This window comes from Janthinobacterium sp. SUN118, from assembly GCF_030397695.1.
GTDB lineage: Bacteria > Pseudomonadota > Gammaproteobacteria > Burkholderiales > Burkholderiaceae_D > Janthinobacterium.
On record NZ_JAPUBV010000001.1, the window covers coordinates 986,710 to 1,002,045 of the forward strand.

The 15,336-nt window shown below is 63.9% G+C and carries 15 protein-coding genes; 14 read left to right on the forward strand and 1 reads right to left on the reverse strand.

Annotation, left to right across the window (positions count from 1 at the left end):
- Positions 1-378: 378 nt before the first annotated feature.
- From O0880_RS04500 to O0880_RS04565, 14 genes are all read left to right on the forward strand, one after another.
- Positions 379-729, forward strand: coding sequence for a hypothetical protein (locus O0880_RS04500; protein WP_289885268.1), 351 nt, complete (start codon positions 379-381; stop codon positions 727-729).
- Positions 730-775: 46 nt separating this feature from the next.
- A complete protein-coding gene (locus tag O0880_RS04505; protein WP_289885269.1) occupies positions 776-1,093 on the forward strand; it encodes a hypothetical protein in 318 nt (105 codons plus the stop codon).
- Between the two features lie 264 nt (positions 1,094-1,357).
- Entirely contained in the window at positions 1,358-2,068 is a 711-nt protein-coding gene (locus O0880_RS04510; protein WP_071322365.1) for a 16S rRNA pseudouridine(516) synthase, read from the forward strand.
- Between the two features lie 214 nt (positions 2,069-2,282).
- Positions 2,283-3,281, forward strand: a complete 999-nt coding sequence (locus tag O0880_RS04515) for a fumarylacetoacetate hydrolase family protein (RefSeq protein ID WP_289885270.1) — start codon at positions 2,283-2,285, stop codon at positions 3,279-3,281.
- 260 nt (positions 3,282-3,541) lie between these two features.
- A complete protein-coding gene (gene flhB / locus O0880_RS04520) occupies positions 3,542-4,735 on the forward strand; it encodes a flagellar biosynthesis protein FlhB (protein WP_071322367.1) in 1,194 nt (397 codons plus the stop codon).
- On the forward strand, positions 4,732-6,828 hold the full coding sequence (flhA, locus tag O0880_RS04525; protein ID WP_071322368.1) for a flagellar biosynthesis protein FlhA: 2,097 nt from the start codon (positions 4,732-4,734) through the stop codon (positions 6,826-6,828). The genes flhB and flhA overlap by 4 nt, the downstream gene beginning before the upstream one ends.
- A 260-nt stretch (positions 6,829-7,088) precedes the next feature.
- Positions 7,089-8,402: a flagellar biosynthesis protein FlhF gene (flhF, locus tag O0880_RS04530; RefSeq protein WP_071322369.1), complete on the forward strand. Its 1,314-nt coding sequence runs from the start codon at positions 7,089-7,091 to the stop codon at positions 8,400-8,402.
- A complete protein-coding gene (locus O0880_RS04535; protein ID WP_071322370.1) occupies positions 8,395-9,258 on the forward strand; it encodes an antiactivator of flagellar biosynthesis FleN protein in 864 nt (287 codons plus the stop codon). The genes flhF and O0880_RS04535 overlap by 8 nt, the downstream gene beginning before the upstream one ends.
- A 45-nt stretch (positions 9,259-9,303) precedes the next feature.
- Positions 9,304-10,035 (forward strand): RNA polymerase sigma factor FliA, encoded by a 732-nt coding sequence (locus O0880_RS04540; protein ID WP_071322371.1) that lies wholly within the window; start codon positions 9,304-9,306, stop codon positions 10,033-10,035.
- The gene (locus O0880_RS04545) at positions 10,017-10,763 is read left to right on the forward strand and encodes a flagellar motor protein (protein ID WP_071322372.1); all 747 of its coding nucleotides are present in this window, start codon (positions 10,017-10,019) and stop codon (positions 10,761-10,763) included. Before O0880_RS04540 ends, O0880_RS04545 begins: the two co-directional genes overlap by 19 nt.
- 5 nt (positions 10,764-10,768) lie before the next feature.
- Positions 10,769-11,539 carry a flagellar motor protein MotD gene (gene motD, locus O0880_RS04550; RefSeq protein ID WP_289887288.1) on the forward strand — a complete coding sequence of 257 codons (771 nt, stop codon included), beginning with the start codon at positions 10,769-10,771 and terminating at the stop codon, positions 11,537-11,539.
- A gap of 271 nt (positions 11,540-11,810) precedes the next feature.
- A complete protein-coding gene (locus tag O0880_RS04555; protein ID WP_289885272.1) occupies positions 11,811-13,421 on the forward strand; it encodes an S-layer protein in 1,611 nt (536 codons plus the stop codon).
- Positions 13,422-13,515: 94 nt separating this feature from the next.
- Positions 13,516-13,878 carry a translation initiation factor Sui1 gene (locus tag O0880_RS04560; RefSeq protein WP_289885273.1) on the forward strand — a complete coding sequence of 121 codons (363 nt, stop codon included), beginning with the start codon at positions 13,516-13,518 and terminating at the stop codon, positions 13,876-13,878.
- Positions 13,879-13,939: 61 nt separating this feature from the next.
- A complete protein-coding gene (locus O0880_RS04565) occupies positions 13,940-14,809 on the forward strand; it encodes a hypothetical protein (protein WP_289885274.1) in 870 nt (289 codons plus the stop codon).
- A gap of 52 nt (positions 14,810-14,861) precedes the next feature.
- Here O0880_RS04565 and O0880_RS04570 read toward each other — a convergent pair whose 3' ends face one another.
- Positions 14,862-15,329, reverse strand: coding sequence for a flagellar protein FlgN (locus O0880_RS04570; protein ID WP_071322376.1), 468 nt, complete (start codon positions 15,327-15,329; stop codon positions 14,862-14,864).
- Positions 15,330-15,336 lie beyond the last annotated feature (7 nt).

Sequence of the window (15,336 nt, forward strand, 5' to 3'; positions counted from 1 at the left end):
TTCTGAATCATTTCAGCGATATCAAATCCCGCGTCCGCTTTCATTGTTGCTGCCACTTTCATACGGTTTGAAAGCGTGGTGGTGGTCGAGCAGGATATGCCGGGACATCGTGCAGGCAATTTCGAAATAAAGGGCGGTTGACGCACGTTGCCGAGTTGTTGTGTTACGGCAGTGCAGATTGCCATCTTGAAGGCTGGGGATACACAAGAGAGCCTTTTCTCCTTGCTGTCACTGGATAAAATGAGCCCATGTCCGTTGATGGGAAAAGTACTCCGCGATGCACTGCTTATTGATCCATCCTGTTCAGCTGTTAGTTTTTTGTTTGGTGCCGTGCCGCTCTTGGCCGGATGATTTTTGTCTATAGGGAAGGTGCATTGAATGTTTCAATTTTCCAATTTCGTTAAAAGTTCCAATTTTTATAAAAGCATGGCTTTGCTGTCGCTGTCCTTGATGTCGGCTTCCTCGCATGCACAAGGGGTGTCGTTCGATGCGGCGAATGTGACGATCACTACGATCGGTGTGCATGGGCCAACTCCGTATTTCCGCATTCAGGAGCCGCTGGCGGCGCAGTGTGCCTATCTGCTGATTTATATTCCCTCAGATAAGAAATCCATGTATGCGCAAGTGCTGGCGGCGAAACTGGCAGGAAGAAAATTAAGCCGTGTGAATTACACCTTGACGAATGGGCCGAATTCCGAATGCCACGCAGTTGTTGTGGAGATGGAATAGTTGTTTGGATTGCAAATCCCGGATTTACCCTATTTCAGGATGCATTGTGAGAAAATTTTTTGCGGCTTTGTGTTTTTTGTCTTTTTCGATATCCAATGCCTGCGCCTTAGAGACCGCGACTGGCAAGGTGATGAATATGGAAGCGACTTATCTTCCCGGGACTATATTTTTCCAGCTTGATGGCGGCAGCGCATCCTGTCCTGCCGGTGCCCGCATCGAATGGTCCAAGGCCGATCAGGCAAATAATAAAGCGATCTATGCGACCTTGCTGACTTCTTTGGTCTCTGGTGTAAAAGTTGGTGTCGTGATAAACGACGGCGACAAGACGTGCAAGGGGCAATTTATTTATGTGATAGCCAACTGATTGTCCCTTTATTCGCAGCGTACTGGATGCGAGTAGCGGGGAATTGTCGCCGCGGCATGTTGCCGTCATGCCCGCTGCTGAGCATCCGACGATCGCCAGGTGATGCACGAAGCGTGGACGGCGATGCGCGCCAGGTGGCGCCGACTGCATCGCCGACTGTAGCCGCTGCGGAAGGGGCGCCGCACGCCACCTGCCTTGAGCTTGCTTCTGTCCTACCCCTGGCGAATCTTCACGCTGCCAGCCGCTTCTGGTAAAGTCACGCCCATGAGTAAATTATCCCTAGACCGCATCCTGCAATCGCAGGGTTTTGGCACGCGTAAATATTGCCGTTCCCTTATCGACGATGGCGATGTCGTCATCGATGGCATCACCCAGACCAATTACCGCACCACCGTCGAGACCGATGGACTGGTGCTGCACGTCTTCGAGGAAGAGTGGGTCTACCGCCAGCACCTGTACCTGGCGCTGTACAAGCCGGCCAATTTCGAGTGCTCGCGCAAGCCCAGTCACCATCCCGGCGTACTGACCCTGTTGCCGGAACAGTTCACCTGGCGTGAAGTGCAGCCCGTCGGGCGGCTCGACCACGATACGACCGGCATGCTGCTGATGTCCGACGATGGCCCGTTTATCCATGCGCAATCGTCGCCGAAGCGTCACGTTCCGAAGATTTACCAGGCCACCACGCAAGAGCCCGTCACGGATGAGCTGGTGGCCCTGCTGCTGGCTGGCGTGCAATTGCATGACGAACCGGCGCCGCTGGCGGCCCTGGTCTGCGTCAAGCGTGGCGAGCACCAGCTGGAAATTGTGCTCGAGCAAGGCAAATACCACCAGGTCAAGCGCATGCTGGCCGCCGCCGGCAACCACTGCAGCGCGCTGCACCGTTCCGCCATTGGCAGCCTGACCCTGGAATCGCTGGGCATCGCCGAAGGCGAGTGGTGCTATCTCACGCCGGAACAACTGGCGCTGCTGGCCTGAAAACAGCTGACCTAAGCTGCTGCGCGTCGCGCTTTGCGGCCTGCGATGCTCGCCGTGCACTGGCACGGCTGCGCTTCTCGGCCGCAACTCACTGCCGCTCGCGATGGTTCTGTCTGCTGCTCCACCTCTCTCCTTAATCGCCAGATGCCGTGATTTCCCGGCTTTTTGGCGTCTTTAGCCCCTTATTGCCTGCATTTGACGAAGTTTCCCGCACATGAAATTAGCTACCCTGAACGATGGCACGCGCGATGGCCAGCTGGCTGTCGTCTCGCGCGACCTGAAAACGGCGCATCTGGCCGACGGCATCGCCTCGACCCTGCAAAAGGCGCTCGACGACTGGAGCTTCATCGCACCCCAGCTGGACTTGCTGTACCAGACCATCAATAGCGGACGCGGCCATCGTGCCTTCGACTTCGACCCCGCCAACTGCATGGCGCCCTTGCCGCGCAGCAGCCTGCGCGTGGCGGGCGCCGCTTACCTGCAGCAGATCGAACGGGCTTGCAAGGCCGCCGGGGTGGAAGCGCCCGCCAATCTGCGCGACGCTCCAAGGATGTACCAGGGCACCAGCGACGCTTTCCTCGGCGCCCACGACGACATTACCCTGGCGCACGAGCAGTGGGGCATCGATTACGAAGCGGGCATCGCCGCCATCACGGACGATGTCGCCATGGGCTCCACGCCGGACCAGGCGCACCTGAACATCAAGCTGCTGATGCTGGTCAACGACATCACCCTGCGCAACGTGGCGCCCGACGAGCAGGCCGGCGGCTACGGCTTCCTGCAGGCGAAGCCGGCCATGGCATGTTCTCCCGTGGCCATCACGCCCGACGAGCTGGGTGACGCCTGGCGCGGCGGCAAGGTGCATTACGCCCTGCGCTGCAGCCTGAATGGCAAGTTGTCGGGCCAGCCCCATGCGGGCGCCGACATGGCTTTCAATTATCCGCAACTGCTGGCCCATCTGTGCCAGACGCGCAACGTGCGGGCCGGCGGCGTGGTGAGCGCGGGCGGCGTCGCCAACAAGGAAATCAAGAAGGGTTTTTCCAGTATCGTTGAGCGACGTAACCAGGAGATGATCGCCGATGGCGTCGCCAGCACGCCGTTCCTGCTGTTTGGCGATGTCGTTCGACTGGAAATGCTGGGCGATGACGGCAAGTCGTTGTTTGGCGCGATTGAGCAAACCGTAAAGCAGGCCGAGGCGAGAAAAAATCGTTAGGACCCCGAGAAAATGGCCATGACGGCGTTGCAGTCCCTCGCCGTACATTCGTGCTGTCTTCGGGGCTGCGCCTTGTCCTGAGCATTTTTCGGTCTCCTTTGACGTGGCGCCTGCGGCGCCTTGTTTCATCTAGGCAAAGGAAATGCCGGGGAAATGCCCCCTTGTTCCGCCGATGGCGTGGGCCCGCTTGAACCGATAATGCGACATGCCCAGTCCGTATTGCGCCTAGCCAGGCCGCAGGACTTCACCGGAGTTGATTGATGTCGGAAGACAGCGACGCAGAAAAGACCGAAGCCGCGTCACCGAAGCGCCTCGAGCAGGCGCGTGAGGAAGGCGACGTTCCGCGATCGCGTGAAGTGGCCACGTTTACGGTGCTGATGGCGTCCGGCTGCTGCCTGTGGTTTGCCGGCGACGCCATCGTGCGCCGGCTGACGGCCGTCATGGTGTCCGGGCTGACACTCGACCGTGAACAGATACTCAATCCCGATGCGATGATGTTGCGCATCGGCTATGACGTGGGCTCGGTACTGCTGACCTGTTTGCCATATGCCGCGGCCATCATGCTCGTGGCGCTGGCCTCGCCCGTGCTGGTCGGTGGCTGGCTGTTCAGTTCCAAGGCGTTTACGCCGAATTTTGGCAAGCTCAACCCGATTCGCGGCCTGGGCAATATGGTGTCGAAGAATGCCCTGGTGGAATTGCTGAAGGCTGTCGCCAAGACCATCGTTGTCGGCGTCGTCGCCTGGCTGGTGATGCAGCATCAAAAGGATGCCGTGCTGGGCCTGTCGGTCGAATCGCTGCGCGCGGGCTCGGCGCACCTGATCAGCTTGCTGATCACGGCCTTTTTGCTGATCGTCGGCGCGCTGGGCCTGATCGCCGCCATCGACGGCCCCTACCAGATGTGGCACTACGCCAACAAGATGAAGATGACCTTGCAGGAAGTCAAGCAAGAGTCGAAGGAATCGGACGGCAATCCGCAGATCAAGGCGAAAATCCGCCAGATGCAGCATGAAATGTCGCGCCGCCGCATGATGGCCGACGTGCCGACGGCCGACGTGGTGGTGACCAACCCGACCCACTATGCGGTGGCGCTGAAATACGGCGAGAATTCGCGCGGCGCGCCGCAGGTGGTGGCCAAGGGCATCGACGAGGTGGCGGCGAAGATCCGCGAACTGGCCGGCGAGCACAAGGTCGCCATCCTGGAAGCGCCGGCCCTGGCGCGCGCGCTGTACAAGCACACGGAGATCGGCGACGAGATACCCGAAGCGCTGTACGGCGCCGTGGCCGAGGTGCTGGCGTATGTGTTCCAGCTGCGCAGCTACGGCAAGGGGCAGGGCGAGCGTCCCGACAAGCCGAAGAAACTGGACGTGCCGCCCGAGCTCGACCCGCAGAACCCCGCATCGCAGACACCGCCCGCAGCAGACGCGGCAGACAAGAATAAAGGAAGTGCACCATGAACGGTTTGACCATGCCAGCCTGGTTGAGCGGATTGAAAGGCAACGCCAGCAAGGGCCTCGCCGCGCCGATCATCATCATCATGCTGCTGGCGATGATGGTGCTGCCGCTGCCCGCCTTCATCCTCGACATCTTCTTCAGTTTCAACATCGCGCTGTCCATCATCGTGCTGCTGACGGCGCTGTACACGGTCAAGCCGCTCGACTTCATGGCCTTCCCGACCATCCTGCTCGTCTCGACCATGCTGCGCCTGTCGCTGAACGTGGCGTCCACGCGCGTGGTGCTGACGGAAGGCCATACGGGCGCCGACGCGGCCGGCAAGGTGATCGAAGCGTTCGGTCACTTCTTGATTGGCGGTAACTACACGGTCGGTATCGTGGTCTTCATCATTTTGACCATCATCAACTTTACCGTCGTCACCAAGGGTGCGGGCCGTATCGCCGAGGTGGGCGCCCGCTTCGCGCTGGACGCCATGCCGGGTAAGCAGATGGCCATCGACGCCGACCTGAATGCCGGCCTGATCGGCGAAGACGAGGCGCGCCGCCGCCGCACGGAAGTGGCGCAGGAAGCGGAATTCTATGGCGCCATGGACGGTGCCAGCAAATACGTGCGCGGCGACGCCATCGCCGGCATCATGGTCACCGTCATCAATATCGTCGGCGGCTTGCTGGTGGGCTTGCTGCAGCACGACATGGGCTTTGCCGATGCGCTCAAGAACTACACCCTGCTGGCCATCGGTGACGGCCTGGTGGCGCAGATTCCTTCGCTGATCATTTCCACGGCGGCCGGTATCGTCGTCTCGCGCGTGGCCAGCGAGCAGGACATCGGTACCCAGCTGGTGGGACAATTGTTTGCGAAACCGCAAGTGCTGTACATCACGGCCGGCATCATCGGCGGCATGGGCTTGATTCCCGGCATGCCGAACATGGTCTTCATCCTGCTGGCGTCCCTGCTGGCCGGTTCCGCGTATCTGATCAGCAAGAAGCGCACGCAGGCGAAAGAGGCGGCGGAGAAGCCGGCCGAGGTGCAGCAGGCCACGGTGGCGCCCGAGCAGGAAGAGGCCAGCTGGCAAGACATCATGCCCGTCGATACCCTGGGCCTGGAAGTGGGCTACCGCCTGATTCCGCTGGTCGACAAGACGCAGGGCGGCGAATTGCTCAAGCGCATCAAAGGCATCCGCAAGAAATTCGCCCAGGAGGTGGGCTTTTTGGCGCCGCCCGTGCATATCCGCGACAACCTGGAATTGAAGCCGTCGGCCTACCGCATCACGCTCAAGGGCGTGGAAGTGGGTGTCGGCGAAGCATTCAATGGCCAGTTCCTGGCGATCAACCCCGGCATGGCCAGCGGCACCTTGCCCGGCCTGTCCACGACGGACCCGGCCTTCGGCTTGCCGGCCACGTGGATCGAGGCCAGCCTGCGCGACCAGGCGCAGTCGATGGGCTACACGGTGGTCGATGCAGGCACCGTGGTGGCCACGCACCTGAACCACCTGATCACCTCGCACGCTTCCGAACTGCTGGGCCGCGCGGAAGTGCAGGCGCTGCTCGACCACCTGGGCAAGGATGCGCCGCGCCTGGTGGAAGACCTGGTGCCGAAGATGCTGTCGTTGTCGACGTTGCAAAAAGTGCTGCAGAACCTGCTCATGGAAGGCGTGCACATCCGCGACATGCGCACCATCATCGAAACCCTGGCCGAGCACACGGTGCACACGCAGGATCCGAACGACCTGACGGCGCTGGTGCGCGTGGCCCTGGGCCGCGCCATCGTGCAGCAACTGTTCCCCGGCGCGGCCGAACTGTCCGTGATGACGCTCGACAGCCGCCTCGAGCGCCTGCTGATGCAGGCGATGGGCAATGGCGGCGATGGCGCGGGCATCGAGCCTGGCCTGGCCGACACCATCGCCCACCAGGCGGGCCTGGCCGCGCAGCAGCAGGAAGCGCTGGGCCTGACGCCCGTGCTGCTGGTGCCGGCGCCGCTGCGCGCGCTGTTGTCGCGCTTCCTGCGCCGCGCCCTGCCGCAGCTGAAGGTGCTGTCGCATGCGGAAGTGCCGGAAACCAAGACCATCCGCGTCACCAGCCTGGTGGGCGCGCAGTAGTTGCCTGATAAGCAAGGCGGGGTCGTTCCGGCGCGAACGGCCCCGTTTTTTACTTGCCGCACCTCAATTTCCTCACGGCAAACTGAATAACGGGTACTTTCCCGTCCTGTTCCTTCGATCATTTCCCCAGTGCATCGCTAATAATGGAAACTGTCCGAGTGATCTGTGTCCATGTGGAAGACAGCACTCAAGCAACAGGAGTCGATGATGGTCACACCGTTCAGCCAGTACTGCGCCACCCCCGCCTCGGGAGGCCGGCCATGAATGTGAAGAAATTTACGGGCGCCTCGTCGCGCGATGCGCTGCGCAAGGTGCGCGAAGCGCTCGGCCCCGATGCCGTGATCCTGTCGAACCGCCAGGCCGATGGCGTGGTGGAAATCCTCGCGCTGGCCAATGACGATGCCGCCTCGCTGGCATCGCCGCCGGCCGCCTCGGAAATGGCCCAGCCGCGTCCCCAGTTGCAGACCCAGTTCGCCACGCCGCAGCGCGCGGCCGCCCCGGCCCAGCGCCCGGCCGCGCCGCGCCAGGCATCGTCCGAGCCAGTGGACATGGCCCGCATGCAGCAGATGATGGCCAGCGCGCTGGCGCACGTCAAAGAGAACGCCGCCGCCGAGATGAGCGGCATGATGAATGAAATCCGCGCCATGCGCGGCATGATGGAAACCCAGCTGGCGGAAATTTCGTGGGGTTCGACGCAGCAGCGCGAGCCGCAAAAAGCCGTCGTGCTGCGCGAAATGCTGGCGGCCGGCTTCTCGGCCAGCCTGGCGCGCTACCTGATCGACAAGCTGCCCGCCGGCCTGGACGGCGCGCAAAGCATGCGCTGGATCAAGACCGTGCTCAGTCGTAACCTGAATACTGTCGCCAATGAAGACGCCATGCTCGAGCAGGGCGGCGTATTCGCGCTGGTGGGCCCGACCGGCGTCGGCAAGACCACCAGCACGGCCAAGCTGGCGGCGCGCTGCGTGATGCGCCATGGCCCGGAAAAGCTGGCCCTGATCACCACGGACGCCTACCGTATCGGCGCGCACGAACAGCTGCGCATCTACGGCAAGATCCTCGGCGTGATGGTGCACTCGGTGAAGGACGAGGCCGACTTGCGCATCGCCCTGAAGGAATTGAAGAACAAGCACACGGTGCTGATCGATACGGTGGGCGTGAGCCAGCGCGACCAGATGGTGACGGAGCAGGTGGCCATGCTGTCGGGCGCCGGTGCCGACGTCAAACGCCTGCTGTGCCTGAATTCGACGGCAACGCAGGAAACGCTCAATGAAGTGGTGCGCGCCTACCAGGGCAGCGGCCTGGCCGGCTGCATCATGACCAAGCTCGACGAGGCGGCGTCCATCGGCAATGTGCTCGACGTGGTGATCCGCCAGAAGCTGAACCTGTTTTATGTGTCGAACGGCCAGCGCGTGCCGGAAGACCTGCACCTGGCCGACCGCGCCTACCTGATCGACCGCGCCTTCAAGCTTAAGCGCGATACGGCGGCGACGCAGTTTTCCGATGCCGAGCTGCCGCTGCTGATGGCGCAGGCGGCCGCCCGCAACAATGAAGCGCGCGGGGTGCACCTTGGCTAATTTCGATTTCGACCAGGCCGAAGGCCTGCGCCGCATGCTGGCCGGCCCGCAGCCGCGCGTCATGACGTTCCTGTCGGCCACGCCGCAGGACGACAAGGGCGCCATGCTGGTCAACCTGGGCGCTTCGCTCGCGTATGGCGGCAATGAAGTGCTGCTGGTCGACGCCAGCGGCGGCAGCGACGGCGTCGCCTCGCGCCTGGGACTGGCGCACGGCGCCAGCCTGCTCGACGTGGCGCGCCAGCAGTGCGGCCTGAACCAGGTGATCCACCAGGTGCCGCAGGGCTTCGGCGTGGCCCACCTGGGCGCGCGCAACCACCTGATGGACAGCAGCGACTATGCGGGCGACGAAGACACGCGCCGCCTGGGCAAGACCTTCGAAGTGATGGCGCGCCAGAGCGGCATCGTGCTGGTCGACGGCGTGGTGGCCGAGGAGGGCGCATGCTTCCCCGTGCCGCTGATGGCCTCGTCCGACATCGTGGTGCAGGTGTCGAACAGCGCCAATTCGATCAAGGCGGCCTATTGCCTGATCAAGCGACTGAACCAGGAGCTGGGACGGCGTCCGTTCGGCATTCTTGTCACCGGCGCTTCCGAATCCGAGGCAAAAGTGGTATACGATAATATGGCGCAGGCGGCGAGCCGCTACCTGGCCGTGAAACTGACGTCGATGGGTTCGGTGCCGGCCGATGAATACCTGCACCGCGCCGCGCGCCTGGGCCGCAGCGTGGTCGACGCGTTTCCGCTGGCGGGAGCCTCGGTGGCGTTTCGCGGACTGGCCGAGCGCCTGGTCCGTTCGGCGGCGCCGGTGCTGGGCACCACCTTGTACCAGACGGGGAGCGCACACCATTTCAGCGCCTGAATCCAACCGTAGCACCAGATAAGACGATAAAACAATAAGCAGCCTATGTACACGGTCAAAGGGAAATCGAACAAGGACTATTTGCTGACGGAGCATATCCCGCTGGTGAAGCGTCTGGCGCACCATATGAAGGCGAAATTGCCGCCTTCGGTCGAGGTCGATGACCTGATCCAGGCCGGCATGATCGGCCTGCTGGACGCCATCAGCCGCTATGAGGAAACGCATGGCGCGCAGTTCGAGACGTATGCCGTGCTGCGCATCCGCGGCGCCATGCTCGACGAGCTGCGCACCAGCGACTGGCTGCCGCGCAGCATGCGCCAGAACATGCGCAAGATCGAAGAGGCGATGAGCATTTTGCAGCAGCGCCTGGGCCACCCGCCGACGGAGTCGGAAGTGGCGAAACTGCTGAAAATGTCGCTGGCCGACTACCAGGAAATGCTGGGCGACGGCGGCGGCCACCAGCTGGTGTACTACGAAGATTTTCATGACCCGGACGGCAATGACAGCTTCCTCGACCGCCATTGCGTGGACGAGGACAGCGACCCCTTGCGGTCCCTGCTCGATACCGATTTCCGGCAATCCGTGATCGATGCCATCGACGCGCTGCCGCCACGCGAGAAAATACTCATGGGCCTGTACTACGAAGAAGAGCTGAACTTGAAGGAGATCGGCGCGGTGATGGGCGTATCGGAATCGCGCGTCTCGCAGCTGCATACCCAGGCCGTCGCGCGCCTGCGCGCAACCTTGAGGGAGCAGGCGTGGACTGGTCCAGCGTAATCGGGCTGGCGCTGGCGCTGGCGGGCCTCCTGGTCGGCCAGGCACTGGAGGGCGGCAAGATGGCCTCCCTGCTGCAGCCGGCCGCCTTCGCCATCGTTGTCATCGGCACCTTCGGCGCCGTGCTGCTGCAAACGCGCTTGCGCACCTTCGTGCGCGGCCTGGAAATGCTGCGCTGGGTGTTCCTGCCGCCTTCGGACACGCGCGCCGCGCTGGCGCGCGACATCGGGCAATGGAGCCTGACGGCGCGCCGCGACGGCCCGCTGGCCCTCGAGCGCCTGATGGAAAACACGGCCGACCGCTTCAACGCCAAGGGCTTGCGCATGATCGTCGACGGCATCGCGCCCGACAAGCTGCGCCAGCTGCTCGACGTGGAAATCTCCGCCTACGAGATGGCCGAGCGCCAGGCCGTCAAGGTGTGGGAATCGGCCGCCGGCTATTCGCCCACGATCGGCATCCTGGGCGCCGTGCTGGGCCTGATCCACGTGATGGAAAACCTCACCGACCCCAGCAAACTGGGCGGCGGCATCGCCGTGGCGTTCGTCTCCACCATCTATGGCGTGGGCCTGGCCAATCTGCTGTTCCTGCCGGTGGCAAATAAACTCAAGGCCATCGTTTCGCGCCGCGTGTTGCAGTATGAAATCACGGCCGCCGTGCTGTACGACATCGCCACGGGCGACCATACGCGCATCATCGAAGAGCGCGTGGCCAGCCTCCTGCACGAGCACTGACCATGATGCGGCGCGCGCGCAGGAAGTATGACGAGGAACCGGACAACCAGGACCGCTGGCTGATCTCGTACGCCGATTTCATCACCCTGCTGTTCGCCTTTTTCGTCGTCATGTATGCGATTTCGCAAATCAACGAAGGCAAGTACCGTGTCTTCCAGAGCGCCATCGGCCAGGCCTTCAGCCTGGACAAGGGCGCGCCGCCCATCCTCATGGAAGCGCCGCAGGCGATCCCGCTGCCGAATCCCGCCCTGAAGCGCCGCACGGAAGCCATCCGCCGCGAGCGCGAGCACATGACGCGCCTGGCGCAGGACCTGACGTCCACCCTGGCGCCGCTGGTCAAGGAAGGCAAGGTGCGCGTGACGCAGACGAGCCGCGGCGTCAGCGTGGAAATCAACGCCAGCGTGCTGTTCGACCCGGGCGCGGCGCGCCTGACACCGGAATCGGACCAGGCCCTGCGCGCCGTGGCCGTGCTGCTCAAGGACGACACGCACGACGTGCAGGTGGAAGGGCATACCGATGTGCAGCCGATCAGCAATTCGAACTTCGCCTCGAACTGGGAACTGTCGGCCGCGCGCGCCAGCGCCGTGGTGCGCCTGTTCATCGCCAGCGGCGTGCAAGCCACGCGCCTGACGGCCGTCGGCCACGCCGACAACATCCCCGTGGCGCCGAACGCCACGCCGGAAGGGCGCGCGCGCAACCGCCGCGTCGCCGTGACCATCCTCTCTGGCATCCCCGAGACGGTGACGGAAGTGCCGACGGCGCCGCCGGCCAACTGACAAGGCCTGACAAAACCGTCGCGAGCGGCAGCGAGGCTCGGCGCCCCCGTTGGTCCGAGAAGCGGAGCTGTGCCTTGCATGGGGCCGCCGAGGCCGTGAGCATCGGCGGGCGCAAATCGCGACGCGCAGCAGGTGTTGTCAGGTGTTCTATGTTAGTTGTGCTAAGCCTGGCCTTCCTGCCGGCGCGGCTTCGCGCCCTGGTGCGTGTCATGGGCTGGTCATACTGGACTGCTAGGCTGTCGCCCTTCTTTTCAGCTTCCAGGTCAATCCCATGTCTTATTCCAGAACCTTGCTTCCTTCGGCCATCGCCATCCTGTTGAGCGTCGCCGCCTGCGGCGGCGATGGCGGCCCGGACAGCAGCGTGCCGCCGCTGCCCGCCGGCCGCTGGATCGCCGGCGACCTGCACACCCACACCACGCAATCGGCCGATGCGGATGTCAGCCAGACGCTGGACAAGGTGCTGGCCAAGGCCTTTACCACGTATGGACTCGACTGGATGGCGCTGTCCAACCATTTGCGCGTTTCCACGCGCGATGCGCTGGGCGCGCCGCTGCCGGCGCCCATTCCGATGTCCATCGCTGCCGAACGCCATGAAATCCCGCGCGTCCAGGCGCTGCAGGCGGGCGGCGCCTACGCCGACAAGCTGGTCTTTTCCGGCTTCGAGTGGGACATGCCGACCCACGATCACATCGGCATCGGCCTGTTCGAAGGCAAGGACAAGCTCAGTGCCAGCACCCGGGGCATGAAGGAGTTCGAATACCTGTTCACCACGCGCGACGCCAGCATGTTCGACGCCGCCGACGTCGCCGCATGGAAAGGAAAATATGGCGAGGCGCGCTACAACAAGACGGCTGCCGACGCGCTGCAAGCGATCAACTGGCTCAGGCAGAATTATCCGGAAACCAGCTACGCCGTCATCAACCACCCGTCGCGCAACAAGGGCAGCTACAGCATCGCCGACTTGCGCGCCTTTAACGATGCCGCCCCCAACATCATGTTCGCCATCGAAGGCATGGTCGGCAACCAGATGGAGCCGGACCGCGGCGGCTATACGGCCGCCTACACGGACGACAATGCGCTGCTGCGCGTGTATGGCGGTGTCGACTACGTGGTGGCCAAGCTGGGCGGGCCATGGGACGCGCTGCTGGGCGAGGGCCGCCGCATCTGGAACCTGACCGACTCGGATACGCACTTCAAGATCGTCGGCGGCAACAGCAGCGGCTATTTCCCCGGCGAATATGCGAAGAACTATGTGTTCAACAGCGCGCAAGGGGCGCCGCAGGCGAAGGATTTGCTGGCCGGCTTGCGCTCGGGCAAGATGTTTTCCACCTATGGCGACTTGATCAACGCGCTGGACTTCAACCTGGCCAGCAAGGACGACCGCAAGGAGATGGGCGGCGAGCTGAAGGTCGGCAGCGGCGACACCGTCACGGTTACCATCCGCTTCAAGAGCCCGGCCAGGAACAACTACGAGAAGCCGGTCGACAGCGGCGTGGCCGCCAACGTCAAGCCCGTCGTCGACCATGTCGACCTGATCGTCGGCGATGTCGGCGCGAAGGCGGTGGCGGGCACGCCAGCCTACAACGTTGCCAGCAATGCCAGCACGCGCGTGCTCAAGCGCTTCACCAGCGCGGACTGGAAACTCGGGGCGGACGGCTACTACAGCGTGAGCTACCAGGCCACGGCGGCGAAGAACCAGTATTTCCGCCTGCGCGGCACCAATCTGGGGACCGATGTTGCCGGCCTGACGCAGGCGGGCGAACCGCTGGCCGACCAGCGCACGGGGGCCACGGACAGCACCCAGCGCTTCAATGACATCAACGACCGCAATTACCGCAGCCTGTGGTTCTATTCGAATCCGGTCTTCGTGACCGTGCGTTGATGGCGTCGCCGGCCGGCAGCGCGCCGCCGGATGGGGCGGGGGCCCGCTGCCGCTTGGTACAATCGGGGCCTTTCCCCACTTTTATCTCTCGACCATGAAAAGCAGTTCCCAGGGCGGCCTCGTGTATTCCACCGAAACGGGCCGCATGTGCCCCGCCTGCCGCCAGCCGCTGGCGCAGTGCGCATGCAAGGCCGCAGCGAAAGCGGCGCCGGCGGGCGACGGCGCCGTGCGCGTGTCGCGCCAGACCAAGGGCCGCGGCGGCAAGAGCGTCACCGTGGTGAAAGGCCTGGCGCTGGACGCCATCGCGCTGGCCCTGCTGGGCAAGCAGCTGCGCACGCAGTGCGGCTCGGGCGGCACCGTCAAGGATGGCGTCATCGAAGTGCAGGGTGACCACGTGGACGCCATCCTGGCCGCGCTGGTGAAATTGGGCCACCGGGCGAAGCAGGCCGGCGGCTGAGGTGCGGGCCGGTGCCGCGCGCCTGTGGTAACGTGCGTTTCCCGACCCCGCCCGCCACCCCATGATGAATCGCACACTTGCCAGCATCGCCATCGCCGCCATCGCCGCCATCGCGGCCGCGCTGGCGCTGGCGTACTGGCCCGCGTCCGACGGCGGCGCGCCGGCAGCGGCCACCGCCACCGCTGCTGCCGCCGCGCCGCCGGGGCGCAGCCTGGCCTCGTATTTTTCTGTCGATGCCTCCGTCCCCGCGGCCGAGGCACCCCTGGTCATCCCCCTGGCGCAGCGGCTCGCGCGGCTGGCCGCCAGCGGCAGGGCGGAAGATGCGTATGCCGCCTTCAATCTGATCGACGACTGCATGGTCTTCCTGCGGGAGGGGCGCTTGCCGGGGATGGAGTTCGAACTGGGGCGCGAGATGACGGCGGAAGAGAAGGTTGCCCAGCAGCAGCTATGTGCGGGCTTGACGCAGCGCCAGCGCGACGAACGCCTGGCCTACCTGGCCACCGCCGCGAAGGCGGGCGTGCCGGGCGCGAGCACGATTTTCCTGTCGGAAGGCCCGTTCGGCGACCGCAGCGCGCTGCGCAACCGTCCCGACGACCCGCTCGTGCAGGAATGGAAGCGCCAGGCCATCGCCCAGCTGACGGCGCAGGCGGACGAGGGCGAGCTGAGCAGCGTTTCGACCCTGATGATGGCGTATCTGCGCGATGGCGACGTGGTGCGCAAGGACGCGCCGCAAGCGTACGGCTACCTGCTGGCCCTGCGCATGGTGTATGGGGAACTGCTGGCGCCCGGCATCGCCAATCCGTATCAGGATGAATACTGGCACTGGCTGCAGGATGAGCTGACGCCGGCGCAGCAGGCCGCCGCCACGGCGAAGGCGCAAGCCATCGCGGCGAAATTTCGCCAGCATGCGGGGCGTCCCGCGCCCGCTTGAACGGACAGGGGCGCGCGCCTTGCCGCGGTAGTGCCGTGTCGGGGTGTTCGGCTTAGCCGATGACGACGCGCCGGTTCGGCGTATTCGTCGTCGGTTGGCCGCTGGGGCCGTAGAAATTGCCGCTTTGGGCCGTGGGGCGCAGGGCGTTCAGGGCGCCTTGCGTGTGCAGCATGTGCTTGTTGACCAGCAGACTGTTCAGGCGGTTCTGTTCCTTCGCTTCGCGCGTCGTCTCGAGCAGGGCTTTCCACAGGGGCGCCGCGTCGGCGATGCCGGCGCCGACCAGCCAGTCTTCCATGCCGGCTTCGGCGGCCATGAAACCGGCCGCCGCCAGGGCCTGGTGGCGTTGCGCCGCCAGCTGGCTCAACTGTCCTATCAGTGCCGTCTTGCGCACGGTGATCTCCGCAACCGCATCGATGTCAGCCGCAACCAGATGCAGCTGTTCTTCTTTCATCAATGCCAGCAATGTGGTCATGAGCTCTTGCTCGTCGCGCAGGCTGGAAAACGGAGTCACTGATTGCATGGGGGAA